Source organism: Rhodopseudomonas pseudopalustris, from assembly GCF_900110435.1.
Classification (GTDB): domain Bacteria; phylum Pseudomonadota; class Alphaproteobacteria; order Rhizobiales; family Xanthobacteraceae; genus Rhodopseudomonas; species Rhodopseudomonas pseudopalustris.
The window spans coordinates 102118-127448 of record NZ_FODT01000009.1 but is presented as its reverse complement, the minus strand read 5'-3'; the positions used below and the strand labels follow the sequence as shown (position 1 = coordinate 127448).

Sequence of the window (25331 nt, the reverse complement as noted above, 5' to 3'; positions counted from 1 at the left end):
CCGTCCCGGCCCCCTCTGCCTCTCGACGTGCGAGCGGCAGGCTGAATCAGCCGAAGCGCCGGCCCGCTTCGGTGAAGGTGTAGCCGTTCGCCGCAATCGCCTCGTCGACCACCTCGTCCGAGGTCAGATGCTCGTATTCCCGTTCGAGCTGGCGGTAGAGCCAGCGGGCCAGATCGCGGAGCGCTTCCGACACGGCATCTTCTGCATCGGCGGTCATGTCCTGACCTACGGGACTGTCGCGATCGACCATGATGGCCATGCAATGCTCGTGATAGTAGCGCCCCCGGTGGGTCATCGTGGCTCGGAGCTGGTAGAAGTTGCGCCTCTGAACGGCCTGGAGGGTATCGGCGATCCGGTGAAGCGCGGTATCCGTCGGTGCATAGGCCCGGATGCGGCCGGCGGCGGATCTCGCGTGTCGGTAGTCGCCCTCGAAGCAGGCTCCGTCGCCCTGGCTCCAGAAGCCCGAAAACCAGATGCAGGGTTTCGAGCGGGTGCTACCGCCGAACAGTCGGACAGGGCGCCTCCTGAGGCTGATGCCGAGGATCATGCAAATGCGTTCGAAGTCGTCATAGGCGAACTCGAACCAGTCATAATCGAAGCTGCCGTCGCGGTACCATCCGCGCGCGGCGTCCTTCGCAGCAGCGGAGAGTTCGTCGAGGCGATAGACGGTGGTTTCGATGATCTCAGGCATCGGGATTACCTCCATCCACCGCGGCGGCGAGCCAGCCATCGGTGTCGATCCATCCGAGGGTCTCACCCGTACCGAGGTCGAGGACGTGCGCACCGCCACCGAACGCATTGAGCCGGGGCCGCGAGCAGGTATTGGCGTATTGGAAGCCCCAACGGCCCTTGAGGCTGAATTCCGCGGCGCAGAGTTTCACGAACTGGATCAGCCGTTCGGGATCGCCGGAGACGTCATCCCGTAGCCAGAGCTGCGAGCCGCCGTGCTCCGGCTGGATGGAGATAAGGAAGCCCTCCGACGGCGGTTCTTCCGACGCGCCGGCTTCGGACAGGGCATTGTAGAGATCGAGTGCGCGCGCGGCGTTCTGAGCTGTGCCGACGTCGAGCAGGCACGAGAAGTGCGTGAAAAAATCTGCCATGACAGTCTCCCACGAAAATGGAAAAGCCCGGCGTGGCGACCGGGCTTATGGAAGGGGCGTGTGAGGAAAGATGCGGGACCACCGGAGCGGTCCCGCCTGGATCGGCTACTCGGCTGCGATGGCCGGGAGCGGCTCGGGATCTTCGTCCGAAGCTTCCTCGTCACCTGAGAGAAACGCCGGCAGATCCACGGAGCTCGCCTCAGCTTCGGGTTCGGCCGGTTCGGAGGATGTGTCCGTGTCGGCGAGCCGCAGCGGCTCGGGCAGCCACCGGGCGTCGGCGAGAAGGCGTTCGGCTTCCTTGGCCATTTCAGCTTTCTTCAGATGCTCGATGAGCTGCGCAGCCCGGTCTCCCGCGCCCTCACGCACGGCCTCGACGATGCGGCGCTTCGGGACCCGGCCGAGATAATTGTCGACCGAAGGACGCCATCCGGCCTCCACCATGTCGAGACCAGTCGCCCGCGCGAGCCGGTCGGCCTGGGTGAGACGGCGTTCGAGCCCGTGCAGGGAAACGCCGTTCCCGCCGTAGGGGTTCGGCTTCTCGTAAAGCGCGTTGACGCCGAAGCTCACGCAATGAGCGAGCAGCGCGAGTCGGCGCGCATCGTCGAGTGCCGACAGCCAGTCCCAGAGCGCCTGATCGTCCTGCGGAAGATCGGCCTTCCAGGCGTCGTGACGCTCCGCGATCGCGTATGCGGAGGGGCTGTCCTTGAGGTCGGCGGCCTGCGCGGGGAAGAAGACGTGTCGCACGGACGCTTCGATGCATCCGCCGCCGGTGCTGGTGCGCTGGAATGTGTCGATGACGAGCTTGTGCAGCAGCGCCGTCAGCGCGATCTGTGGGTTGCTCGCCACGGCGTCGCGCAGCGCGAGCGTGCGATGGGCGGTCAGTTCGATCACCAGGCGCTCGGGCAACGGCTTGATCACGTCGTCCTCGTCGTCCTCGCTTTCGATCGGCTGCCCGCCGACCGTGATGACGGTGCGGGACGTGCCGCTCGGTCCGGGTTCGCCGGCATGTGCGCTGGTGGCCGCCGTAGCGCCACCGGTCTCGTCATCGGGCAGGACGAGGGGCGCCTCGTCGTCCGGGCGAACATAGCCGCGGTCGGCCACGAGCCTGCCGTCCGCGCCGATGCTCACGAAGACGCCAGCACGCGTGATATCGCAGGGATCAAAGATCACCGGCCGGGTGTCGAGCTCATCCAGCAGGGCCTCGATCTCGCCGAGCCGCGCATCGACCTCGTCTGGCAATTCGTCCGCACCTTCATACTCGGCTTCGAGCCGCTGATATTCAGCGTTGAGCGCATCGATCGTCGCCTGCTCGTCAGCCGATCGTTCGGCGGCGACACCGTCGATCTGGCGCAGACCGTGGGTGTGACCGTAGGGGAAGTCGGCAGCGACCTCGATCCACTTCCAACCTTCGGCCGCGATGACCTCGGCCTCTGTCTTCAGCTTGGCGGCAACCAGGGTATCGAGCAGGGCGACATCGGCGAGCCAGCCGCCATCGTCCTGTTGGAAAAGATCGCGCAGGACCGTGCCGCCAGCGGCTTCATAGGCATCGAGCCCGACGAACATGGCGCGGCGGTCCGACGCGCGCACCGTCTTCTCGGTGAGCATCCGGCGGATCTGATACGGCTCCTTGGACCAGGAGCCTGCGATCGTCTCCCAGACCTGTTCCTGCCTCGGATGGTCGGCGCTGACCGTGAAGGCCATCAGCTGCTCCAGCGTCATGCCGTCCTCGGCGTAGATGTCGAGAAGCTTCGGCGAGACGCCTGCAAGGCGCAGACGCTGCTTCACCACATGGGCGGAGGTGAAGAAGGCCGCGGCAATGTCTTCCTCGGACTGGCCCTTGTCGCGCAGCTTCTGGAACGCCCGAAACTGATCGAGCGGGTGGAGCGGCGCGCGCTGGATGTTCTCCGCGAGGGAGTCATCTTCGGCCAGGATCGATGTCGCGGGATCGCGCACGACGCACGGCACGGGGGCAGTCTTGGCGAGGCGCTTCTGCTTCACCAGGCGCTCGAGCGCCCGGTAGCGACGGCCGCCGGCCGGGATCTCGTAAAGGCCGGTCTCTGCGCCATCGGCATCGAGGACGGGCCGGACGTTGAGGCTCTGCAGGAGACCGCGGCGCGCGATGTCCTCGGCGAGTTCCTCGATCGAAATGCCGGCTTTGATGTGCCGGACGTTCGCCTGCGAGAGCGTGAGCTTGTTGAAGGGGATGTCGCGCGACGGCGACAGGGTGATCTTCTGAATGGCAGTGGCCATGACAGGTCTCCGCGACGGGCGGCCGGGAGCCTCTCTCCCGACCTCCAACCCGTCACGAAAATCGGCGCAGCCCTCTTCCTCTCATTGCCTCCGGAAAGCCGGAAAGCCGGAAAGCCGGAACGCCGTAGAGCCGGAAAGACGGGACTGCGCCGATGCTTGGAACGATAACGAGTCGGTCAGGCCGCCTGGCGTGCGGCCTCGGGGGTGGTGGCAATTGCCTGACCAGGTTCGCCCGCATTTGGGGCGAAGGCCAGCAACCAGTCCGCTGCCTTGCTTGCCTGACTGGCTGCACGGACGATGGCGCGATTGTCCTCGCGCAGGACCTCGGCCCAGGATCCGATGTAGTCGGCGTGGCGGACGGTCGGGGCGATGCCGAGGGCGGCGCAGCAGAAGGCCGAGGCGATTTCGGCCACCAGTTCCTCGAACGCGTATTTCTTGGAGCCGAACGATCCTGTGAGATCGCGTCCCAGCCGATGGACCGCGCCGCTGGCATGGGCGCATTCATGCAGCGCCGTGCGATGCCAGTTGATGGGCTCGAAGAATGCCTGGGGCGGCGGCACCATCACATAGTCAGGTGCCGGCGCGTAGTAAGCCCGGTCGCCGCCGATGCGAAAGTCGATCCCGCTCGCCCGGATCAGCGCGTCGACCGTGGGCTCGATCAGCCCGGGTTCGGGCGCCGGCACGGCGGCCACGAGGTCCTCAGGCAGGCCGTCACACTGAGCGACGTTGAAGACAGTGAAGCGCTTCAGGAACGGTATCGCCTGTGCCTCCTCACCGGTCTCTCGCGCACGACGGCGTTCATCGTCCGGCACGAAGCGGTCGGCATAGACGACGGTGGTGCCGCGCTCGCCCTTCCGGACATTGCCGCCGAGCGACAGGGCCTGGCGGAAGGTCAGCCAGCCTTGGCTCGGGAAGCCAAGCGAGATCACCGCGCCCCAGAGGATCAGCACATTGACGCCTGAGTAGCCGCGCCCGGTCGCAGCGTTGTTCGGCATGGCGAGTGGCGCCTTGGCCGCGGCCGTCCCCCAGGGCTGGACCCAGGGCAACCGTCCGGCCTCCAGTTCGGCCAGGATCTTGCCGGTGATTTCGTCATACAGGCTCGTCCGGTCAGCGCTCGGCCGGCCGCTTGGATCACGTTTCGACATCACGGGTCTCCGCGACGGGCGCCGGAAGCCTCTCTCCCAGCCTTCAACCCGTTACGGCACACCCGGCCTGCACTCTCACTCTCGGGGGGCGTTGCGGGGGCTCCCCGCTAAACAAGGGTCGGCAGAGACAAAGTTCAGCCGCAGGGGAAGGCTTTCCCCTCAGATCCTGGGAATGCACACGATACCAATCAGCGGACCATTGACTACAAATCTGCCGAGGCTGATGATGCCAATCAGCCGGTAGTCGGAGATGTCATGTTCCAGCGATTCGTTGAGCGGAGGGCGGAGGAGGCGCTTGCAGACACGCCGGTCGTCCTCATCGTCGGACCGCGCCGGGCCGGCAAGACGACGCTGGTGCGAAAGATGGGAGAAACCGGCTGGACCTACAGCACACTCGACGACCAGACCGTCCTTGAGGCCGCCCAGTCCGACCCGGCCGGGTTCATCCGAGGTCTGGATCGCGCCATCATCGACGAGATCCAGCGCGCGCCCAATCTGTTGCTGGCGATCAAGAAGACGGTCGACGAAGATTATCGCCCGGGCCGTTTCCTGCTGACCGGCTCGGCCAATGTGCTGACCTTGCCGCGCGTCGCTGACAGCCTCGCTGGCCGGATGGAAACCATTCGGATGCTGCCCTTGGCTCGGGCGGAAATCGAAAGCCGAGCACCGACCTTTCTGGAACGCCTGTTCGAGGGGAATTTGGAGAGTCAAAGCGCCGCCATTGTCGGCGACGAGTTGGTCCAGCTTGCGTTGCGCGGCGGCTTTCCTGAGGCGATTAGCCGCGACAGCGAACGCCGGCGACAAGACTGGGCGCGTGCGTATCTCACCTCGATCCTGACCCGTGATCTGCGCGATATCGCTGAAGTTGAGAAGCTCACCGAACTCCCCAAGTTCGTGCGTCTTCTCGCCGAACATTCCGGGCAGCTCGTCAACTATTCCCAGCTTGCGAGCGGCATCAACGTCAACCACAGGACCGGTCAGCGCTATGTCGGTCTGCTCGAACAGGTGTTCCTGATCGCGACCCTGCAGCCATGGTTCACCAATGCGCTCAAGCGCATCGTTAAGACGCCCAAGCTGCATTTCCTTGATTCCGGCATGCTGGCTGCCGCGCGCGGGCTGACTTTCGATCGGATCAAGGCGGATCGGGGGGCATTTGGCGCGCTGCTCGAGAGCTTCGTGTTCTCCGAAGTGCTGAAGCTGATGACGGCCTCAGACCTGCGTCTGACGCCACATCATTTCCGCGATCGGGACATGCGCGAGGTCGACATCGTGCTCGAGCGCGATGACGGCATGATTGCCGCCATCGAGGTGAAGGCGAGCGCAACGGTCAAGGCCAGCGACTTTTCGGGCCTGCGCGCATTGGCCGAGGCTTGTGGGGACCGCTTCGCGTTTGGCGTCGTCCTCTACGACAGCACGGATGTCGTGCCGTTCGGAGACAGCCTGGCGGCCGCGCCTCTATCGTGTCTGTGGGCGTGAGGAAAAGCCGATGAAGATAATCGACAACACCTCACTGCTTCTCGGCGATGACCTGAAGGCGACGTTGGGGCGTGGCGCTCGGATCAAAATCGCAGCGTCCTGCTTCTCGATCTATGCGTTCGAGGCCCTGAAGGCGGAGTTTTCGAAGGTCGAGAGCCTGCAGTTCATTTTCACAGCCCCAACCTTCGTCGCGACGGATGTGACTGACCGCCTCCGCAAGGAGCGGCGAGAGTTCTTCATCCCAAAGACGACGCGAGAGCGGGGGCTCTACGGCACCGAGTTCGAGATTCAGCTTCGCAACAAGCTCACGCAGCGCGCAGTCGCGCGCGAGTGCGCCGAATGGATACGAAAGAAGGCTCGCTTCAAGTCGAACAAGACTAAGGCACCGATGCAGCAGTTCATTCACGCAGGATCGGAAGCCCGCGACGTCGCCTACATGCCGATTAGCGGGTTCACGGCCGTTGACCTGGGCTATCAGAAGGGCGACGCCGTCTCGAATCTCGTTACGCGCATCGACGATGCGGCGCACACACAGGTCTATCTGCAACTGTTCAATCAGATCTGGAACGATGAGGACAAGGTCAGCGACGTCACCGCCGCCATCTGCGACCACATCGAGTCCGTCTACCAGGAAAATTCACCTGAACGGATCTACTTTCACATCCTCTACAACCTCTTCCAGGATTTCCTCGAAGAGATTGATCAGGATGCGCTGCCAAACGATCTGACCGGCTACAAGGACAGCCTCGTTTGGAACAAGCTGTTCAACTACCAGAGGGATGCTGCCACTGGTATCATCAACAAGCTGGAGATGCACAACGGGTGCATTCTGGCGGACAGCGTCGGCCTCGGGAAAACCTTCACCGCGCTCGCGGTCATCAAATATTACGAACTGCGCAATCGGTCGGTGCTCGTCCTGTGCCCGAAGAAGCTTGCGGACAATTGGCGCAACTACAACACCAATCTGACCACGAACATCTTCGCCAAGGACCGCTTCAACTACGACGTTCTGAGCCATACCGATCTCTCCCGCACATCCGGCGAGGCATTCGGAATTCCGCTGAACCGCGTGAACTGGGGCAATTACGATCTCGTCGTCATCGATGAGTCGCACAATTTCCGAAACAACGATGTCTTCAAGGATCGGGAGACGCGCTACCAAAAGCTGATGAACAAGGTCATCCGCTCCGGCGTGAAGACCAAGGTTCTGATGCTGTCGGCGACGCCGGTGAACAACCGGTTCAACGACCTGCGCAATCAGCTCGCGCTGGCCTATGAAGGGGATTCAGAAAACCTCAGCCGCAAGCTGAAAACCAAGACCGGGATCGAAGAGATTTTCCGGCGCGCCCAAAAGGCGTTCAATGCCTGGTCGGATCTGCCGCCGCACGAGCGAACCGCAGCCGCAATCCTGAAGGCCCTGGACTTCGATTTCTTCGAGATGCTCGATGCCGTGACGATCGCCCGGTCGCGCAAGCATATCGAGACTTTCTACGACACCAAGGATATCGGAAAATTCCCCCAGCGCCGAAAGCCGCTGTCGTACCAATGCCCGATCACCCATCGCTCCGATGTGCTCGGCCTCAACGACATCTTCGGCAGCCTGTCGGTGCTCAAGCTCGCTGTCTACGCGCCGATCAGCTACATCCTGCCGAGCCGGCTTCGGAAGTACGAAGAAATCTACGACACCCAGGTGGAGGGTGGTCGCGGCAAGCTGCGCCAGGCTGACCGTGAGCGGAGCCTTCAGGCTCTGATGACTACCAACCTGCTCAAGCGGTTGGAGAGTTCGGTCGAAGCCTTCCGGCTCACCCTGCGGGCGCTGAGCGGCAACATCGCGCAGACGCTAAAGGCGATCGACACCTTTGAGCGCACGGGCGCCGCCGCGAGTGTGACAGACCATCTTGGCGATCCGGGTTTTGATCCCGACGACGACGATCTGAGCGGACTGGATGAGTTCACGGTCGGCAAAAAGATTCAGATCAGTCTGTCGGACATGGACCTTCCATCGTGGAAGCACGACCTCGCCGCGGATCTCACGCTGATCGGTGACCTGATCGCCTCGATGGACAAGGTGGTTCCGGAGGATGATGCCAAGCTGCAGCATCTGAAGGACGTCATCACCCGCAAGGTCGCTGACCCGCTCAACCCCGGCAACCGCAAGGTTCTGATCTTCACCGCCTTCGCAGACACGGCGAAGTACCTCTACGCCAATTTGGCGCCGGCCTTTCTTCAGTCGCACAGCCTGCACTGCGGCATGGTCACCGGCTCCGACGCGCCGAAGAGCACGCTAAAGAAAAGCTATGACTTCCAGTCCCTGCTGACCCTGTTCTCGCCGCGCGCAAAGGAGAAGCATCTGGTCCTGCCGCACGAAACCGGCGAGATCGACATCCTTATCGGAACGGATTGCATCTCCGAGGGCCAGAACCTCCAGGATTGCGACTATCTGATCAACTACGACATTCACTGGAACCCGGTGCGGATCATCCAGCGGTTTGGCCGCATCGACCGTATCGGGTCTCCCAATGCGCAAATCCAGCTCGTCAACTATTGGCCGGAAATCTCGCTGGACGAGTACATCAATCTCAAGGAGCGCGTCGAAAACCGCATGATGATCGCCGACGTCACGGCGACCGGCGACGACAACGTGCTGACGGCCAAGAGCAGCGACATCGCCTACCGGAAGGAGCAGCTCAAGCGGCTCCAGGAAGAGGTGATCGAGCTGGAGGACGTGCGGACCGTGATTTCCATCACGGATCTCGGCCTCAACGATTTCCGTATGGACCTTCTGAATCACATCAAGGAGCACGGCGATCTCGAGCATCTGCCCAACGGCATGCACGCGGTTGTGCCGGCACAGCCGGCGCTCGGGCTGAAGCCCGGTGTGATCTTCGCGCTGAAGAACATCCATGACAGCGTGAACATCAACCAGCAGAACCGACTGCACCCTTATTACCTCGTCTATGTCGGTCACGACGGTGGGGTCATCATCGACCATACCGAGGTGAAGCGCTTGCTCGATCTGATCCGCACGAGCTGCAAGGGCCAGGCAGAGCCGATCCGGGCGGTCTGCCAGCTGTTCAACGAGCGGACGCAGGACGGCCGGAAGATGGAGCATTGCTCCGCCCTTCTGAGTGCGGCGATCCGCTCGATGATAGAGGTCAAGGAAGAGAAGGACATTGACAGCCTGTTCAGCGGTGGGCGGACCACGGCGCTGGTCCACACCATCGCCGGGCTCGACGATTTCGAGCTGATCGCCTTCCTCGTGATCGAGGAGGGGGCCACATGACGGCAGCGTTCTTCGATTATCCCAAGGCTGCAGCATTCGGCCGGGTTGTCCCCAAAAGCCGCATATACGAGCACGCTGGTGCCAGCACGGCGCTCCGGGATCTGTTCGTCACCCAGGTCGATCAGATCGTCTGGAAGTACAAGCTGGCGCCGGAAACGACCAACCTCGCGGCGACGAAGGCCGTCAGCGAGATTCAGGTGTTCGGCATCAGCATGCGCTCCAGCAAGCTCGACGAAGAGGTGTTGCGCGCGATCGACCGCGCGATCCCGTTCCCGCTGATCTTCGAGCTCACATGGTCCGGAAAGCGCAAGGCGGTGGCCGCTTTCAAGCGGCCGAGTGATGCCGATTCCACGAAGTGGGTTGTCAGCGGCTATTTCGCGACCGATTGGGCGCCTGACGACACGGCGCGTCGGCCGTTGCCGGTCGCCCTCAATCTCGGCGGTCTCTACGACTCCCTCATCACGGCGCTGATGCCGAAGTCCGCCGCCGAAGCGGAGCAAGCCGGTGAGGACATCCAGGCGCGTGTGGCGCGGATGGAGGCGATCCGGGCCAAGACGCGGGAGGTGGACCGCATCAAGGGTCGCCTGGCCCGCGAGAAGCAGTTCAACAAGCGCGTGGCGATCAACGCCGAACTGCGCGCTGCACGGCAGGAACTGGAGCGCCTCTCCGGAGGAGAACCCATGAGTGCCGCATCGAATGAGTAAGGGAAAGACGATGGACAAACTGAAGATGCATAGCCCTGACCTGAGCCAGGAGAACATCGCGAAGATCTGCGACCTGTTTCCCGGCTGCGTGACCGAGGCGCGCGACGAGGCGACGGGACAGCTGCGTCTTGCGGTGGACTTCGATCAGTTGCGTCAGGAGCTGAGCGACCATATCGTTGAGGGACCGCAGGAGCGGTATCGGCTCGATTGGCCAGGCAAGCGGGAGGCATTGGCGCTCGCGAATACACCTGTTGCCAAGTCACTCCGGCCTCATATCGACGAGAGCACGGATTTCCAAGAAACGAAGAATGTTTTCATCGAAGGCGATAATTTGGACGCCCTCAGGCTTGTTCAAGAGACCTACCTTGGTCAAGTTAAGATGATATATATTGACCCGCCTTACAACACAGGAAACGACTTCGTCTATAACGACAATTTCACTTCTGCCACCACCGAGTTCCTGGAATCTTCCAACCAAAAAGACTCGGCTGGTAATTCTCTGGTCGCCAACCCCACCTCGAACGGACGATTCCATTCTGACTGGCTGAGCATGATGTATCCGAGGCTCAAGCTGGCTCGAAATCTGCTATCAGATGATGGAGTTATTTTTATCAGTATTGACGATGGAGAAGTTCAGAACACGAGAAAAATCTGCGATGAAATCTTCGGATCTGACAAGTTTATAGCCAACTTCGTTTGGAAGAGCCGGCAAAATATCGATAATAGAACGACAACCGGTGCATCTGTCGATCATGAGTATGTACTTTGTTATGGTCGCGCAATTCGCGGTTCAGAAAGAAAGATAGAGCAATACACCAATCCAGACAATGATCCCAGGGGGGATTGGGTCAGCGCAAACATGGTTGGTATTGCTACAGCAGACAGAAGACCCAATCTTCACTATGACCTCATTGATACAGCTACGGGCATAAATTACGGGTGCCCAACTATGGGATGGCGCTATGACAGAAATACAATGGCGCGACTCATTCAAGAAGATCGTATCCTCTGGCCTTCTTCCCCGGAAGGGCGGCCGAGAAGAAAGGCCTTTCTGAGTGAGCTTGAGTCCGAGTTCACTGGCTTTTCTACTATCCTTGGTTCTGGAATCTACACCCGGGACGGAACAGCAGACATGATGGCGCTCTTCAATGAGCGCGTATTCAGCTTTCCCAAGCCAGTAGCGTTGATGAAAAAGATCGTTGAGCAAGCGACAAAAGACAACGATACCATCCTCGACTTCTTTGCGGGATCGGGAACAACAGCGCACGCCGTTATGGCCCAAAACGCCGCAGATGGAGGCAATCGAAAGTTTGTTGTTGTCCAACTTCCAGAAGCTCTGGAAAAGGGAAACAGGGAGCAGAAAACGGCGTATGATTACTGCCACGGAATTGGTAAGCCCGCCAACATTGCTGAACTAACAAAGGAGCGATTGCGCCGAGCCGGGAAAGCGGTGCTCGAAGGTGAGTGCCACCCCGACTGGAACCGCGATGTCGGCTTCCGGGTCCTGAAAGTCGACACCTCGAACATGCAGGACGTCTACTACCGCCCGGATCAAATCGATCAGAAGGACCTGCTGGCCACCGTCGACAACATCAAGCCGGACCGCAGCCCGGAAGACTTGCTGTTCCAGGTGCTCGTCGATTGGGGCGTGGACCTGACGCTGCCGATCAAGCGCGAGACGGTACAGGGCAAGACCGTGTTCTTCGTCGACGGAAGTGCACTGGCCGCGTGCTTCGAGACCGGCGTGACAGAGGAGCTGGTGAAGGAGCTCGCTGGCCGCGAGCCGCTGCGCGTCGTGTTCCGCGATAATGGATTCGTATCCGACGCGGTGAAGATCAACGTTGAGCAGGTCTTCCGCCAGATCTCGCCCGCCACCGACGTCAAGTCGATCTGAGGGGGCAGCCATGAAACTGAAATTCAAGGTCCAGCCCTATCAGACCGAGGCAGTGAATTCGGTCGTGGACTGCTTCGCCGGGCAACCAATGTCGAACGGCATCACTTATCGGATCGATCCAGGCCGAAAGGCGCAGACGAGCGCCTTCGAGGAGGGGTTCAAGAACGCCGATCTAGTACTGACCGAGCCTCAGGTGCTTACCAACATCAAAGACGTTCAGCGCCGGCAGAATCTGCCAATATCGGATAAGCTGGTTGCCAGCGCTGGGTGCAGGATCAACCTCGATACCGAGATGGAGACGGGGACCGGCAAGACCTATTGCTACATCAAGACGATCTTCGAGATGAACAAGCGCTATGGCTGGTCGAAGTTCATCATCATGGTGCCGTCGATCGCCATCCGGGAAGGCGTCCACAAATCGCTGCAGATCACCGCCGACCATTTTACCGAGAGCTACGGCAAGAAGGCGCGTTTCTTCATCTACAATTCCAAGCGCCTGCACGAGCTCGAAAGCTTCTCGTCGGACGCTGGCATCAATGTGATGGTCATCAACATCCAGGCGTTCGCGGCGCGCGGCGCCGACAACCGTCGCATCTATGAGGAGCTGGACGACTTCCAGTCGCGCAAGCCCATCGACGTGATCGCCAGCAATCGGCCGATCCTGATCCTCGATGAGCCGCAGAAGATGGAAGGCGCGGCCACGATGGAGGCGCTGCCCAAGTTCAAGCCGCTCATGATCCTGCGCTACTCGGCGACCCACAAGACGCAACACAACCGTGTTCACCGGCTCGATGCGCTCGACGCCTACAACCAGAAGCTGGTGAAAAAGATCGCGGTGCGAGGCATCCAGACGCGCGGGCTCGCCGGCACGAACGCCTACCTCTACCTCGAGGGCATTGAAATCTCGAAGAAGGCGCCGGTGGCGCGGCTCGAGATCGAGGTGAAGCTCGCGAGCGGCGAGATCAAGCGCCAGCTCAAGCGGCTGGAGTTCCGTGACGACCTGTTCGCCGAGTCCGGCGAGTTAGATCAATACCGCGACGGCTTCACGATCTCTCAGATCGACGCGCGCAACGACACGGTCGAATTTACCAACGGCCTGGTGCTCCAGGCTGGGGAGGCCACCGGTGATGTGTCCGAGCGCGACATCCGGCGCATCCAAATCCGCGAGACGATCAAGGCGCATCTCGACAAGGAGAAGCAGCTCTTCGCCCAGGGCATCAAGGTGCTGTCGCTGTTCTTCATCGACGAGGTCGTGAAGTACCGCGATTACGCACAGCCGGATGAGAAGGGCGAATATGCCCGCGTGTTCGAGGAGGAGTACGAGCTTCTCAAGGCGGAATATCTGGCTGAGCTGGCGATTGATAACGACGCCTATCGGAAGCACCTGGCGGGCATCGATGCGGCCAAGACTCACAACGGCTATTTCTCGATCGACAAGAAGACCAACCGGCTCAAGGACCCCGCCGTCGGCGCACGGTCGGTCGATTCAGATGACGTGGACGCCTACGACCTGATCCTGAAAGACAAGGAACGGCTGCTGTCTTTCGCGGAACCCACGCGGTTCATCTTCTCGCATTCCGCACTGCGCGAAGGGTGGGACAATCCCAACGTCTTCGTCATGTGCATGCTCAAGCACAGCGACAACACCGTCTCACGGCGCCAGGAAGTGGGCCGCGGCCTTCGCCTGTCGGTCGACCAGAACGGCGACCGGATGGACAACCCCGCGGTCGTCCATGACATCAACGTCCTCACGGTCGTCGCCAGCGAGAGTTACAAGAACTTCGTGGCCGGCCTCCAGAAGGAGATCGCCGACACGCTGACGTCGCGCCCGCGCAAGGCGACGGAGGCCTATTTCACCGGGAAGACCATCACGACGGATGCTGGCCCGATCGAGATCACGCCGGCCATGGCGAAGCAGATTTACCGCTACCTCGTGAAGAACGATTATTCCGACGACGCAGACCAGATCACCAGCGCCTACCACCAGGCGAAGGAGGCCGGAACCCTGGCGGCCTTGCCGGATGAGCTGAAGGCGCATGCCGATCAGATTTTCCAGATCATCGACAGCGTGTTCAGCGATGCGCAGCTCCCGAAGGTCGAGGACGGCCGCAAGCCGAAGACCAATCCGCTCAATGAGAATTTTGAGAAAAAGGAATTCCAGGAGCTCTGGCGGCGCATCAACCAAAAGGCAGTTTATCGGGTCGAGTTCGACTCCGATGAATTGGTCCGAAAATGCGTGAGCGCTCTCGATAGCCAGCTTCGCGTGACGCCGCTCCAGTACACGGTTCAGACCGGCATACAGGGCGACGGGTTAACGGACGAGCAGCTGAAGGCGGGTGATGGTTTTGCCCTGACAGGCTCAACGACCGAACGCGGCGGATCTGTCCATTCGCTCGTGAAGTACGACCTCCTCGGGAAGATCGCCGAAAACACGGAGCTCACGCGCAAGACTGCAGCGGAAATCCTGACCGGCATACAGGCCAGCGTGTTCGGGCAGTTCAAGGAGAACCCCGAGCACTTCATCGCCGAAGCGTCGCGGATCATCGCTGAGCAAAAGGCCACAATGGTAATCGAGCGGTTGGCCTATGACGGGTTGGCCGAACGCTACGACGTCGACATCTTCACCGCGAACCAGACCGGCCAGGACTTCTCGAAGGCGTCGGCGAAGCTGAAGCGGCACGTGTACGATTACGTGGTCACCGACTCCGAGATCGAACGAAAGTTTGCCGACGAGCTGGATACAGCGAGCGAGGTGGTTGTCTACGCCAAGCTGCCGCGCGGTTTCCTGATCCCGACGCCGGTTGGCGATTACAACCCCGATTGGGCGATCTCCTTCAAGGAGGGAAGCGTCAAACACATCTACTTCGTCGCCGAGACCAAGGGCACCATGTCCTCGATGAAGCTCCGCGAGATCGAGAACACCAAGATCGCTTGCGCCCGGAAATTCTTCGACGAGATCAGTCAGCGAGTGTCCGAGGAACGGGTCAAGTATGACGTGGTGACGAGTTACGAGAAGCTCATGGATATCGTGGGTCGCGCGACGGCCTGACGCCGGTATGAGTTGAGGGAGCAGCTATGCGGGTACGACGCCTCAAGATCACGAATTTTAGGGGCGTCTCCCAAGGATGCATCGATTTTTCCGGCCATACGCTTCTTGTCGGCGGCAACAACGTCGGCAAATCGACAGTATGCGAAGCCCTCGACCTCGTATTGGGGCCGGAACGCCTCTTTCGCAGGCCGGTCGTTGACGAGCATGATTTTCACTGCGGACGATATTTAACTGAGGATGGAGCGCCCGTCGAAATACGCATTGAGGCTATTCTTGTCGATCTCTCCGAAGAGGCAACGCGTCGGTTCGGCGGGCATCTGCGGCGGTGGGACGATCAGGCCGGCACTTTCATCGACGAGCGGGAAAATGGGCTCGACCAAGCCGACGCGCCTGGCGTGGTCTGGGCCCTGCCTTTGCTGTTCGTCGGCCGCTACGACCGGGACGAGGATGATTTCGTCGGGAATACCTTCTTCGACCATCCGACCAAGGAGCTGGATGCACTCGACGAGGAGACCGAGATAAAGCTCGGCCAGGGACGCGTACCTTTCACGCGCGTTCACAAGCGGCTTTGCGGCTTTGTGTTTTTGCGGACCCTCCGGACGGGGTCCCGAGCGCTGAGCCTTCAGCGGGGGTCGTTACTCGATTCGGTCCTGAAGCTCGGCGGGTCTGGCGCAGTTGAGATGTGGCAGGACACTCTGGGCCGGCTGCAAGCGCTCGACCCCGCGATTGGTGAGATCGAGCAATTGAAGCAGATTCGTGCCGAAGTGCGTTCGCGCATGGGTCGCTTCGTCAATCTTGCGCCAGGCGATAACTCGACAGCGTTCTTCGCGTCGGACCTGACGCGCGAGCATCTGCGCGAGGTCGTGCGCCTTTTCATCGCAGCACAGCCGGGGCAGCATCTCGTGCCGTTCGGCCGGCTTGGCACTGGCTCGATCAATCTGTTGGTCTTTGCGCTGCTGACCTTCATCGCTGAGTTGAAGGACAAGCAGTCTGTGATCTTCGCGATGGAGGAGCCGGAGATTGCGCTGCCACCGCATACGCAGCGCCGCGTCACACGCTTCGTGCTGGCCGAGATGGGGCAATCTATCGTTACGTCGCATTCGCCCTATGTGATTGAGCAATTCGATGCATCGCAGATCGTCATCCTTAACCGCGACGAAGGTGGGGCGCTGACAGGCAAGCCAATCGACGCTCAGGCGGTTAAGCCAAAGACCTACCGGACGGAACGGCGCCAGTTCGCCGAAGCGATCCTGAGCCGGGCGGTGCTGGTGGTTGAGGGCTCGACCGAGGCGTCGCTGTTTCCGGTCGCATCTTCGATCATGGAAGATTCGCTGCCGGCGGACTCTTACATGCATTTCGATCTTGCCGGCGTCAGCGTCTTCGACGCCGGCGCGGACAATGCAGTGCCGCGTCATGGCCCGATTTTCTCGGCTCTAGGCAAGCTCGCCTTCGGCTTTTACGACAAGCCGAACGCCGCGTTTGGTCAAGATTCCCTCGAAAAGCTGAAGAGCTACACTCAGGTCTGGGAGTCACCCGAGAAGGGAATCGAGAACGTCCTTGTCAAGCAGATGCCGATCGCGGTCGTGCGGCGCTTTCTCAACGAGGTGAAAGATCGGTCCGATTATCCCGCTGTCGGGGCCTATGATCCGGCGGCCGGCGATGCCGACGCAGCGGCGTTGGCGACCAAAGTGCTTAAGGCTCGCAAGGGCGAGGCTTATGGCTATGCGGCGATGCTGATCGCGCAGTGCCAGACCGCGGCGGAACTGCCCGCGACGATCCGCGAGATCCTGGAGGCGATTCATAAGACCCTCAGCGCCATGCCCGAAGAGATTGCCGCACCTGTGCCCGGCGATTTCGAGGACTTGCCGGGATGAAACTGGAGCTGTGCGACAAGCGAAAGGCGATCATCGCGCAGACCGGGCACCTGCTGGTGCTCGGTGGACCGGGCTCAGGCAAGACGACGATCGCGCTTTTCAAGGCACAAGGCCGCTTCGCGACGCTCAAGCCCGGTCAGGAAGTTCTGTTCCTGAGCTTCTCTCGCGCGGCGATCCGTCAGGTCCTCCTACGCTGCAAAGAAATCCTGACGCCGAGCCAGCGCCGGGCCGTCGTGGTCCAGACCTACCACGCTTTCTGCATGGAGATGCTGGAAGCACATGGGCGGCTGTTGCATGGGCGGTCGGTGCGTTTTCTTTACCCTGGCGAGGAACGGCTTCAGAAGTCCGCGTTCGACGGGGACTGGAGTGTCGAGCGCAAGCGTCAGGCAGCAGAAATGGGGCTTTATTGCTTTGACCTATTTGCGGCGGGCACGGCCGATCTGCTCGAAGGCTGCGCGGCGCTACGCGGGCTAGTCGCTGATCGGTTCCCAATGATTATCGTCGATGAGTTCCAGGACACCGACGATAATCAGTGGCGGATCGTGCGGGCGCTCGCCCAAGTGACCGACGTATTCTGTCTGGCGGATCCGGAGCAGCGGATCTTCGATTATCGGGACGACATCGATCCTCGCCGGCTGGACATTCTGCGCGAGGCTGTCGCGATCGCCGAATTCGATCTCGGTGGCGAAAACCACAGGAGTCCGAACGCCGGCATCCTCCATTTTGCCGATGCGGTGTTGCGTAATCAAGGTCCGCTGCCGGTGACACCTGACGTCAAACAGGTGAGCTATTGGGGGAACGCTTTCTCCGCGACGGTTCATACGGCGGTAATCTGGACTTTCAGTGCGTTGCGAAGAAAAGGTGTCGAGAAGCCGAGTGTCGCGGTGCTGTCGCGGAGCAACTCGCTGATCTCTGACCTTTCGGTTATCCTTTCCGAGCCTCACACCTACAACAACCAGCTGCTCTCCGTCATTGAGCATGATGTAGTGTGGGATGCGGAGCTATCGGCTGCGGCGGCAATCGTGGTCGCATCGATCCTGGAGTGGCCGACGGGGTTGGCCGCGGAGAGCTTGGCGCGGACGCTTCTGGCGATCGCCGGCTTCTACAAGCTGAAGAACGCGGAAGAGCAAACCAACACGGCAGCCGAGAACGCTCGCAAATATGACGAGGCTGCGGCCAAGGTGGCGAAGGGTGAGGAACCGCGGATCAAAGCCGCGAAGGCATTGGTCGCCGCTCATGCAGCCGGTGTCGCGTTGATCGGCGAGCCGGTGGCGGACTGGAAGGTGGCGCGTCGCCTGCTTCAGGACATCCCTGCGCTCAGCGAATTATTCCGCGAAGTGCGGCTTGTCCGCCTCTTCAGGGCGACGGATGCCCTGGCATCGGGCCTTAGTGAACGCTGGCTTGCATCAGGCAGTTACCGGGGTGCGAGTGACCTCGTGAAGCGCATCCTTGAACAGGAGCGGCTCATCGCTGCCGAGCGCGATTCACAGTTCGGCTGCATTCTGATGAATATGCACAAGGCCAAAGGCAAAGAGTTCGATGGCGTGGTGCTTGTTGAAGGTGCCTTCAAGTCGGGGTTCTTTGACGAAAGGACTGAGCAACCCCCATTTGAGCGCAGCCGCCGGTTATTGCGAGTGGGTTTGACGCGGGCGCGGACACTGGTGACGATTGTTCGACCTCAAAATGCGAGGCCTTTGGTCGACTAGGCTCTTCACGTCCAAGCGGCCGATAATCTGAAGAAGGTGTCCATGGCGAGGCTCACCCTCAACTACGTCTGGAAGCAGAAGACCACGCCAGTCATCCTGCGCCGGACTGGGCCTCGTGAGAAGCTTCGAGTGCGACTGCCGTTTGCCGATGACAACCGGCAATGGTTGCAGGACGGCCGGCGAACAGCACCGGATTGGATCGGCGGCAATCACGCTTATTGGGAGCTGCCGAAAGCCTGGTTCAACGACTTCGTCGATCGGGCGCTGCAGCGGTACGGCAAGGTCTACATCATCCAGCCTTATCGCGAACAAGAAATCTGCGCGCGCTCGTGCCAGGAGGCACAGGGGCACGAATGCCAGTGCTCCTGCATGGGCGCCAACCATGGCATCGGCAACGACGGTTCCTGGTTTGAGGTCTCCGACACTTTTTCGACCCGTTGGGGCGAGCGCGAGCTCGCCTGTCGTTTGCTCACGGCCCGGTAGGGAACATGCGAAATTAGAAGCCTACGTTATCGGACACCGGATATACTGCTCGACCTCGCCGTCCAGAAATACCCGCTCGATATGGTGCCCGGCGCCTTCAACAAGACTGCGCGCTACCATCGGCAGTTCCCGAATTGAGCGTTGCACGTCGTCCATTGCGATTGGCGCATCGCTTTCCGGCACGTCGATACGTGTGACGTTGTTTTTGCCGATCAGCAGATAGGCCTGGCCGAGGGCATTTCGGGACTGTGCGCGTGCCGCCGCATTGAAAGAGCGCAGGAACGCCCAATCCTTGATCCCACCGTTGCGCGCCCGCTCATCGACAGTGAAGGTGGACTCACCCGTTCCCAGGCTCAGGATACGTACGTCCTCACGCGCGATGTCGAAGCAGGCCAGGGCGTCTACCAGGGCGTTCATGACCGGATTGTTTGCCCAGATGCCGCCATCAATCATGATGTAACCGTCGTCCTCAACGCCAGGGTAATAGGACGGGGCTGCCGTCGTGTGGAGCGCCACATGGGCAAACTTCTTGTGGCGATCCTTCTGGTAGTCCGGGTGGTGCGGCGTCTTGTAGAGGAATGGCTCGCCGTGGCGACCTTCGAAGCTCGGGATCACCAGCCGGGTAATGGCATCATCGAGCACTTTGCCACCAAAGATCCGCAGTAACTCGTCCTTGAGGGCGGTCTGGTCGTGCTTCGGTTTGAACACCCAGCGCAGCGCTCTCGACACCTTGCCGAGGCCAGCCGCCGGCGGAAAGATGCGATCGCCGCGCTCAAGATAGATGTTCAATGCCTGTCGAGCCGTCATCCCATGGGCAAGGGCGAGCGCGATGATGCCGCCCGTTGACGTGCCCGCGATCATGTCGAAGTGATTTGCGATGGATGCGCCGCCCAGGAAGCGGCTTTCTAGTTCCGCCAGGACTGCCGCCGGAAAGACGCCACGAATTCCGCCGCCGTCGATCGACAGGATGCGGAACGGGCGGCCCCGCGGCCATGGCTGCTTTAAGCGTGCGTGTTGGATGGTGCCGTCCGATCGCCGCGGCGGGACATAGTTCATCCTGTTGTCTCCCTTGCATGGTTGACCAACTGGCCGGCGTGGCGTCCGCCGCCGGTCCAGCGCCCGGTCATCAACCAAAGTTCGTAGCAAGCGAGCCAGTCGAGCGCCCATGGGACGGTCGTGCTCGCGATGGTCATGGCCGCTGTCCATTCCCTTTCGCTGGGGTCGAACAAACAAAGGGTCGGATCGTCGGCCGGTGGGTAAACGTGGGGCAGCTGGCCCTCGGAATTGCCGGGCAACCGAACCAGTTCGGGTGAAAGCACTCGCACCTTGGGGAACGACCCGAGCTCATAGCGGATCTCCAGCGAGTAGCTTGCAAATTGCGGCCTCACGCTCCCCGCCCACCGCGCGGACTGCGCGCGGCGATCGATCCGGCGCGCCGTGAACTGCGGCCAGGCCGCCTTCATCGTGGCGATCTGCTCATCGATGGAGAGGATCGCCGCCGTCATCAGATCTTGCGCCCGAAGAAGGTGTGAGGCCGAGCAACAGAAACCGACGGATTGATGATCGGCGCCGCGACCCCAGCGGCAGAAGGTAACAGGAGGCCGCCGCGCCGCGTGTAGAGCTGACGGGATTGCTGGATGCCGCCACCGATCTCGGTGGCGATCTGGTCGGCGGCCCGGGTCACGACGCGATCCCCGAAGTTTCCGCGCAACACATCCATCATCGTGTCGGGGAACATCTCGCCCTTGCGCATCGCCTCGAGCGAACGAGTCAGTACGCGAAGATGCCCGGCGAATTCGTCCTGCTGAGCGATGGATTCCGGCCAGCGGTCGGTGAAGACATCAGCCTCGCAGATCGGATTGGCGACATGCAACAGCCGCCCGTAGAGCGAAGCCTGCTCGATGTCGCGGATGATCCAGCTCGCAAGGCGAACGAGCATGGCGCTGAGCGACATGTTCGGCTGCGCGGCGAGCCCCGCGTAGTAGGAGAGCATCACCGACGGCGGAATGCGGCCCGCGTAGCTGGCGTAGCGAATGTTGCGGAAGCGCTTGAGGAGCTGGAGGGCGAGAGTTGCAGTGTTCTTGACGATGAAGTCGCACTGATCGGGAACATCGTCCACATCGGCGTCGGCGCGAGCCGCAAGGCCAGCATGGTCAAGCCACCGCCGGTGGAACTCCTTCGCCATCCGCAATTCGAGCGGCGTCCTGTTCGCATACCACTGCGCGAAGCCATAGGCGTTCATGTCGACGAACCGGTCGTCGACCGACCGGCGCGGACCCTTTGCGTGAGTGATCAGGCTTTCGCGATCTAGCTTGCTGTAGACGCGCAGCGACGGCGTGACGTCGAGATGCATCTTATCGGCGTAGAACAGGGTAACGCAGCGCGTTTGCCGCAACACTCGCTGGACAGGATAGTCCGCGAGGGCGGCTTCGAGCTCGGTCAAGATTTCGAGAGGCGTCATGCCACGAAAGCGGCCGCCGAGCTGCGAGACGATGTCGAGATCGTACTCGTCGTCGGTCCCCCGCGTGGAAATCGTGGCGTCGATCGCCATGGAGCCCTGCGGGTAGAAGTGCTCGATCTGGTCGAAGAAGGCGGTCGTGGCCTCGAGATGACGCCGCACCGCCTCGTAACGCGACTTCGCCTTGTCATGCAGGGAGGGCGGCAGCTGAACGCTAAGCGCGATCTCGGCGAGGATGCGGTCGAGAGGGTCGTCGAAGGGATTGAGGCCGGTCGGCGTAGGCTGGATGTTCACATCGATCTCCACGGCGGGCTTGGCTGCATCTCGCCACCGCCCGCGCGATGTTCGGGATGATATCAGTCGTTATACGTCTACTCCGAACAAAATGGGGAGCTTGAATGCGCCTGTCAAGGCACTTATGATATGGCTACTCCGAACGCGGGATTGAGCGGCTCAAGCGGAAGGACCGACTATGAAATTTGGAGAGCGAATCAAGGACTTACGTACGAAGAAAGGCTTCACGCTCGATCATCTCGCACAGGAGACCGGCTCGTCGAAGAGCTACATCTGGGAGCTCGAAAACAAGAATCCACCGCGCCCTTCCGCCGAGAAGCTGTCCGCTATTGCCAGCGCGCTCGGGGTGACAGTCGACTATCTGTTCGGGGCAGATGCACAAACGCTTGGTGAAGCGGAGGATACTGCCTTCTTCCGGCAGTATAGCGGTCTGCCAGAGGAAACACGCCGACAGATTAGAGAGATGGCTCGTATCCTCGACTCGAAGAGCCGTAAATGAGCGAGCCGACCCGCCTCCGGCCGCTAAGGGAGGCGTCCCGAATCACGCAGATGCTCGATCTGGTGCTTGGAGTAGATCGATTTGATCGCGCACCGGTCGATATAATCAATTTGGCATTAGAGTACTCCCGTCAGATCGCGCCAGAGAGCCCGATCCACGAGGTAGTGGAGCGCAACCTCCCGGGCTGCGTGGGCGCATTGGTATATGGAAAGGCCAGTCCACGCCAATGGGCAATCATGTACCATGCCGGCCAGTCGAACGGACGGCGTTCGTTCACGGTGGGGCACGAGTTCGCCCACTACCTCCTGCACCGTCAGCTGATAGAGCAGGACAAAGGCCTGAAGGGCGGCATTTACTGTGACGAGAACTCGGTGGACCGCCGCGGGGGAGCCGGTATCGAACAGGAGGCCGATGAGTTCACCGCGGCTCTGCTGATGCCACTCCACGATTTTCGCCGACAGCAGCCAGCCAAAGAACGGGTGGATTTTGACAAGCTCAGCCGCCTCGCCAAGCGTTACGGCGTGTCGTTAACTGCGGCGATCCTTCGCTGGCTTGAATACACTGAAACACGGGCGATGATGGTGGTCTCGAACGAAGGCTTTGCCCACTGGGCGAAACCAAGTGGTCCCGCGCTGAAGTCGGGGAGATTCATTAGGACCAAGAGCACAGTCTATGAGTTACCCTCGCAAGCGTTGGCGGCAAGGCGCGACTACTCCGACAGTGCGCTGATCGGTATCACGCAACAAGCTGGCGTCTGGTTTGATGAACCCGTCCATGAAATGTGCTTTCGCTCCGATCGGTATGACCAGGAAATAACCGTGCTGCAATTTGAGGCAGATGGCCCACGCTTTCAGGAGGAAGAAGAAGAGGGTGATGCTTTCGATCATCTGATACGGAACGGATAGGCTCTCACTTCTTGACGGTGGGAGGTGTCGAAACGTACCAGGCTTGGGCAGCGGCAATTCCAGCCAGGACAATGTTCGATCTCGGCCCGTTCGATGCAGCAAGCGGAGATGTTCTTAGTCGGTGCCGAGACAAAGATGTTGGGCTCGCGTTGGCGGCTCAGATCTGATACCCGATGCGAGGTGACGGTACTTTTCGAGCGCTGTTTGAACGCTCGCAGGGACGCTCTAAAGTGCAACCTGACGGCAAATGATGCCGATAGATACAGAAACTACAAAAATATTTTTTTGGGCGATTTCTCAATGAAATCAAAAGCGTAGCATTTTGACGGCCTCGCAGTCGGAGAATGACCGTCAGACCGGGCACTTACCATCGGGTTTTCAAACACTTATGCGGGATTCGGACAATCGAGTGGGAATGATCCTTCCTGCTGATGGCTACGACCGATGATGCACGAAGAAGCCCAACCAATCGGTGGGCTTTTTCATGGTTGGTTGGTGCTACGCGTTGCAGCCTAAGGCGGGTTAGCGCCGTGCGTAACCCGCCGTGAGTTTCGGACTCTACTGATTGTTCACTTGGAACAACGCGGTTGCCGCCTGTTATCGGCCGCCATCGCCTCGATCTCCGCTGCGATGAGCGGCCAGCTTGCCTCGAGATTGCCTTCGATGGCGGGCGCCCAGATCGGGTGACGGCCGAGCCGGCGCGAGGTCTCGAAATCGACGCTGCCGGGTGGGCCTGCAAGATCGATGATGATGGCAGATTCCGGCAGCCGGGCCACCACGGTGGCGCCGAGATGCCGAGCGAAGCTAGTCGAAATCAGCAGATCGACCTTGGCCGCGACCGCAGGCATGTCCTCGAAGCGATGGGGGATCGCGCCCGCGCTGCGCAGCGCGACATAGTCATCGATGGTATCGGCGGTGGCGTGCACGCGAACGCCGAGTTCGACCAGACGGTGAATGAGCGGGGTGATCGCGTGACCATGACCGACCACGCCGACCGAGATGCCCTCGCTCTGTTGCACCTGATCATCTCCCATATTGATGGCGTTGATCGAAGGCGTCGCTAAATCCGGTCCGGAGCAGCCATGACCGATGCTGAGCTGTCGCCGCCATGGATCGTCGCTTTCCTGACTGAGCGGGGGCGCGGCAGCGGATCGCAGCTCGTTTGGACGAGGCCTCTCGCGCACCACCGCGATCCGCAGCAACATCTCCATGGCGCGTAGCACATGAAATTGCAGTCGCCATAAGCGCACCCGCCAACCCCGCGGCCGCGAGCCTGGCGTTGCTTCCGCTGCTATCGACGCTGCAACGCCGAGACCTTGCGCGGACGACGACGCGCAAGAACCTGCGTGATCGAACGAAGCCGTCAGCGGGGGCGTGTGATCACCGCGCGGCGGCCGCGCTATTGCTGCGGACGCTACTAGATCGTGGTGCTGTTCAATGGGCGCGGCAGCGCGCGGGCTTGAAGCGACCCGATGCGAATGAGGGGACTTCACCTCGGAAAATCCCGATTGAGCGTAGCGCAGCGCGTGGCGGTGCAGAGATGATCGGCGCGGCGATCTGCGATCGGCGCCTGTGGCGGCTGACACGACGAGACGCCCGCAGTCGATGCCGGCGGTGCCGCGTGACGCGCGGCGCAAGCAGTGTTGGTTTTGAACGACATCACCCAAGACCCCGGGGTTGCTGGGGCAGGGGCCGAGCGGAGACGCGCGCAGCGCTGTGGCCATGAGGACCGCGACAGCTGTCATGCGACCCACCGGGACACCCCGCCCAGGGACGATTGCGACTGTCGCGGCAGGTCTCCTGGCTCGCGGGTCTTAGCGTCGGTCCTGCCTTCCCGGGTCCAATGGACCCAGTGGCGACTATCGGACCGCAGCTCGCCGCTGACAGTTGCGGGGGCAGCGCCGGCTTTGCACCGGCTTCCCTCTTAGCTCTCGGATCGCGTGCAGATACGACTCGAAAGACCGTGACAGGCGAGTATTCTAGATGGCAGCCGAAATCGGTCAATCGATCGTGTCGATCTTTTGCGGCGTTTATTGTGGGCGGTCCGCAATGCGGGGCTCGCCCCGTTGAGAGACGGCGTCCGTGGAGGGATGGCCTCCTGCCGCAGGAAGCGGCGGCGCTGCGATGGTGTGGAGGCCCCGCGCTGGATTCGAACCAGCGCTGCAAGGATTTGCAGTCCTTTGCGTATCCACTCCGCCACGGCGCCGGGTT

At 61.1% G+C, this 25331-nt stretch carries 18 protein-coding genes, 1 tRNA gene and 1 riboswitch; of the genes, 10 read left to right on the top strand and 9 right to left on the bottom strand.

The window, feature by feature from the left end; all coding sequences use genetic code 11:
* Nucleotides 1-46: 46 nt before the first annotated feature.
* The 4 genes from BMY71_RS17730 to BMY71_RS17715 all read right to left on the bottom strand — a co-directional run bounded on the left by BMY71_RS17730 (nucleotide 47) and on the right by BMY71_RS17715 (nucleotide 4495).
* A complete protein-coding gene (locus BMY71_RS17730) occupies nucleotides 47-691 on the bottom strand; it encodes a hypothetical protein (protein ID WP_011579882.1) in 645 nt (214 codons plus the stop codon).
* Complete coding sequence (locus tag BMY71_RS17725) at nucleotides 684-1100, bottom strand: hypothetical protein (protein WP_011579883.1); 417 nt, start codon at nucleotides 1098-1100, stop codon at nucleotides 684-686. The genes BMY71_RS17730 and BMY71_RS17725 overlap by 8 nt, the downstream gene beginning before the upstream one ends.
* A 105-nt stretch (nucleotides 1101-1205) precedes the next feature.
* Complete coding sequence (locus BMY71_RS17720) at nucleotides 1206-3350, bottom strand: ParB/RepB/Spo0J family partition protein (RefSeq protein ID WP_092685496.1); 2145 nt, start codon at nucleotides 3348-3350, stop codon at nucleotides 1206-1208.
* A gap of 176 nt (nucleotides 3351-3526) precedes the next feature.
* The gene (locus BMY71_RS17715) at nucleotides 3527-4495 is read right to left on the bottom strand and encodes an ArdC family protein (protein ID WP_092685494.1); all 969 of its coding nucleotides are present in this window, start codon (nucleotides 4493-4495) and stop codon (nucleotides 3527-3529) included.
* A gap of 255 nt (nucleotides 4496-4750) precedes the next feature.
* Here BMY71_RS17715 and BMY71_RS17710 point away from each other — a divergent pair, with 255 nt between their 5' ends.
* The 8 genes from BMY71_RS17710 to BMY71_RS17675 are packed head-to-tail and all read left to right on the top strand — an operon-like array spanning nucleotide 4751 to nucleotide 18964.
* Nucleotides 4751-5971 (top strand): ATP-binding protein, encoded by a 1221-nt coding sequence (locus BMY71_RS17710; protein WP_092685492.1) that lies wholly within the window; start codon nucleotides 4751-4753, stop codon nucleotides 5969-5971.
* 10 nt (nucleotides 5972-5981) lie between these two features.
* Entirely contained in the window at nucleotides 5982-9254 is a 3273-nt protein-coding gene (locus BMY71_RS17705) for a helicase-related protein (RefSeq protein ID WP_092685490.1), read from the top strand.
* A complete protein-coding gene (locus BMY71_RS17700; RefSeq protein WP_092685488.1) occupies nucleotides 9251-9958 on the top strand; it encodes a DUF4391 domain-containing protein in 708 nt (235 codons plus the stop codon). The genes BMY71_RS17705 and BMY71_RS17700 overlap by 4 nt, the downstream gene beginning before the upstream one ends.
* Before the next feature lie 10 nt (nucleotides 9959-9968).
* Nucleotides 9969-11852, top strand: a complete 1884-nt coding sequence (locus tag BMY71_RS17695) for a site-specific DNA-methyltransferase (protein WP_092685486.1) — start codon at nucleotides 9969-9971, stop codon at nucleotides 11850-11852.
* Between the two features lie 10 nt (nucleotides 11853-11862).
* The gene (locus BMY71_RS17690) at nucleotides 11863-14901 is read left to right on the top strand and encodes a type III restriction-modification system endonuclease (protein WP_092685484.1); all 3039 of its coding nucleotides are present in this window, start codon (nucleotides 11863-11865) and stop codon (nucleotides 14899-14901) included.
* Between the two features lie 26 nt (nucleotides 14902-14927).
* Nucleotides 14928-16775: an ATP-dependent nuclease gene (locus BMY71_RS17685; protein WP_011579891.1), complete on the top strand. Its 1848-nt coding sequence runs from the start codon at nucleotides 14928-14930 to the stop codon at nucleotides 16773-16775.
* Nucleotides 16772-18481: an ATP-dependent helicase gene (locus tag BMY71_RS17680; RefSeq protein WP_092685482.1), complete on the top strand. Its 1710-nt coding sequence runs from the start codon at nucleotides 16772-16774 to the stop codon at nucleotides 18479-18481. Before BMY71_RS17685 ends, BMY71_RS17680 begins: the two co-directional genes overlap by 4 nt.
* Nucleotides 18482-18523: 42 nt before the next feature.
* On the top strand, nucleotides 18524-18964 hold the full coding sequence (locus BMY71_RS17675) for a hypothetical protein (RefSeq protein WP_011579893.1): 441 nt from the start codon (nucleotides 18524-18526) through the stop codon (nucleotides 18962-18964).
* A 21-nt stretch (nucleotides 18965-18985) separates the two neighbouring features.
* Here BMY71_RS17675 and BMY71_RS17670 read toward each other — a convergent pair whose 3' ends face one another.
* The 3 genes from BMY71_RS17670 to BMY71_RS17660 are packed head-to-tail and all read right to left on the bottom strand — an operon-like array spanning nucleotide 18986 to nucleotide 21728.
* Nucleotides 18986-20020, bottom strand: coding sequence for a CBASS cGAMP-activated phospholipase (locus BMY71_RS17670; RefSeq protein ID WP_011579894.1), 1035 nt, complete (start codon nucleotides 20018-20020; stop codon nucleotides 18986-18988).
* Nucleotides 20017-20469, bottom strand: a complete 453-nt coding sequence (locus tag BMY71_RS17665; protein WP_011579895.1) for a type II CBASS E2 protein — start codon at nucleotides 20467-20469, stop codon at nucleotides 20017-20019. The genes BMY71_RS17670 and BMY71_RS17665 overlap by 4 nt, the downstream gene beginning before the upstream one ends.
* Entirely contained in the window at nucleotides 20469-21728 is a 1260-nt protein-coding gene (locus BMY71_RS17660; protein WP_244526095.1) for a nucleotidyltransferase domain-containing protein, read from the bottom strand. Before BMY71_RS17660 ends, BMY71_RS17665 begins: the two co-directional genes overlap by 1 nt.
* A gap of 166 nt (nucleotides 21729-21894) precedes the next feature.
* Here BMY71_RS17660 and BMY71_RS17655 point away from each other — a divergent pair, with 166 nt between their 5' ends.
* Nucleotides 21895-22215 carry a helix-turn-helix domain-containing protein gene (locus BMY71_RS17655; RefSeq protein WP_092685480.1) on the top strand — a complete coding sequence of 107 codons (321 nt, stop codon included), beginning with the start codon at nucleotides 21895-21897 and terminating at the stop codon, nucleotides 22213-22215.
* Nucleotides 22212-23120, top strand: coding sequence for an ImmA/IrrE family metallo-endopeptidase (locus tag BMY71_RS17650; protein WP_011579898.1), 909 nt, complete (start codon nucleotides 22212-22214; stop codon nucleotides 23118-23120). The genes BMY71_RS17655 and BMY71_RS17650 overlap by 4 nt, the downstream gene beginning before the upstream one ends.
* Nucleotides 23121-23689: 569 nt before the next feature.
* On the opposite strand, the gene BMY71_RS24475 is transcribed toward BMY71_RS17650, so the two are convergent.
* Nucleotides 23690-24865, bottom strand: a complete 1176-nt coding sequence (locus BMY71_RS24475; protein WP_139202669.1) for a hypothetical protein — start codon at nucleotides 24863-24865, stop codon at nucleotides 23690-23692.
* 28 nt (nucleotides 24866-24893) lie between these two features.
* Nucleotides 24894-25101: riboswitch (cobalamin riboswitch) on the bottom strand.
* A gap of 149 nt (nucleotides 25102-25250) precedes the next feature.
* Nucleotides 25251-25326: transfer RNA gene (locus BMY71_RS17640), tRNA-Cys, on the bottom strand.
* Nucleotides 25327-25331 lie beyond the last annotated feature (5 nt).

Bases quoted from the DNA above. Each gene is read 5' to 3' on its own strand.
- BMY71_RS17680 (WP_092685482.1), top strand. From the start codon at position 16,772: ATGAAACTGGAGCTGTGCGACAAGCGAAAGGCGATCATCGCGCAGACC.
- BMY71_RS24475 (WP_139202669.1), bottom strand. From the start codon at position 24,865: ATGACAGCTGTCGCGGTCCTCATGGCCACAGCGCTGCGCGCGTCTCCG.
- BMY71_RS17650 (WP_011579898.1), top strand. From the start codon at position 22,212: ATGAGCGAGCCGACCCGCCTCCGGCCGCTAAGGGAGGCGTCCCGAATC.
- BMY71_RS17670 (WP_011579894.1), bottom strand. From the start codon at position 20,020: ATGAACTATGTCCCGCCGCGGCGATCGGACGGCACCATCCAACACGCA.
- BMY71_RS17705 (WP_092685490.1), top strand. From the start codon at position 5,982: ATGAAGATAATCGACAACACCTCACTGCTTCTCGGCGATGACCTGAAG.
- BMY71_RS17715 (WP_092685494.1), bottom strand. From the start codon at position 4,495: ATGTCGAAACGTGATCCAAGCGGCCGGCCGAGCGCTGACCGGACGAGC.
- BMY71_RS17700 (WP_092685488.1), top strand. From the start codon at position 9,251: ATGACGGCAGCGTTCTTCGATTATCCCAAGGCTGCAGCATTCGGCCGG.
- BMY71_RS17725 (WP_011579883.1), bottom strand. From the start codon at position 1,100: ATGGCAGATTTTTTCACGCACTTCTCGTGCCTGCTCGACGTCGGCACA.
- BMY71_RS17695 (WP_092685486.1), top strand. From the start codon at position 9,969: ATGGACAAACTGAAGATGCATAGCCCTGACCTGAGCCAGGAGAACATC.
- BMY71_RS17710 (WP_092685492.1), top strand. From the start codon at position 4,751: ATGTTCCAGCGATTCGTTGAGCGGAGGGCGGAGGAGGCGCTTGCAGAC.
- BMY71_RS17655 (WP_092685480.1), top strand. From the start codon at position 21,895: ATGAAATTTGGAGAGCGAATCAAGGACTTACGTACGAAGAAAGGCTTC.
- BMY71_RS17690 (WP_092685484.1), top strand. From the start codon at position 11,863: ATGAAACTGAAATTCAAGGTCCAGCCCTATCAGACCGAGGCAGTGAAT.
- BMY71_RS17720 (WP_092685496.1), bottom strand. From the start codon at position 3,350: ATGGCCACTGCCATTCAGAAGATCACCCTGTCGCCGTCGCGCGACATC.
- BMY71_RS17675 (WP_011579893.1), top strand. From the start codon at position 18,524: ATGGCGAGGCTCACCCTCAACTACGTCTGGAAGCAGAAGACCACGCCA.
- BMY71_RS17685 (WP_011579891.1), top strand. From the start codon at position 14,928: ATGCGGGTACGACGCCTCAAGATCACGAATTTTAGGGGCGTCTCCCAA.
- BMY71_RS17730 (WP_011579882.1), bottom strand. From the start codon at position 691: ATGCCTGAGATCATCGAAACCACCGTCTATCGCCTCGACGAACTCTCC.
- BMY71_RS17665 (WP_011579895.1), bottom strand. From the start codon at position 20,469: ATGACGGCGGCGATCCTCTCCATCGATGAGCAGATCGCCACGATGAAG.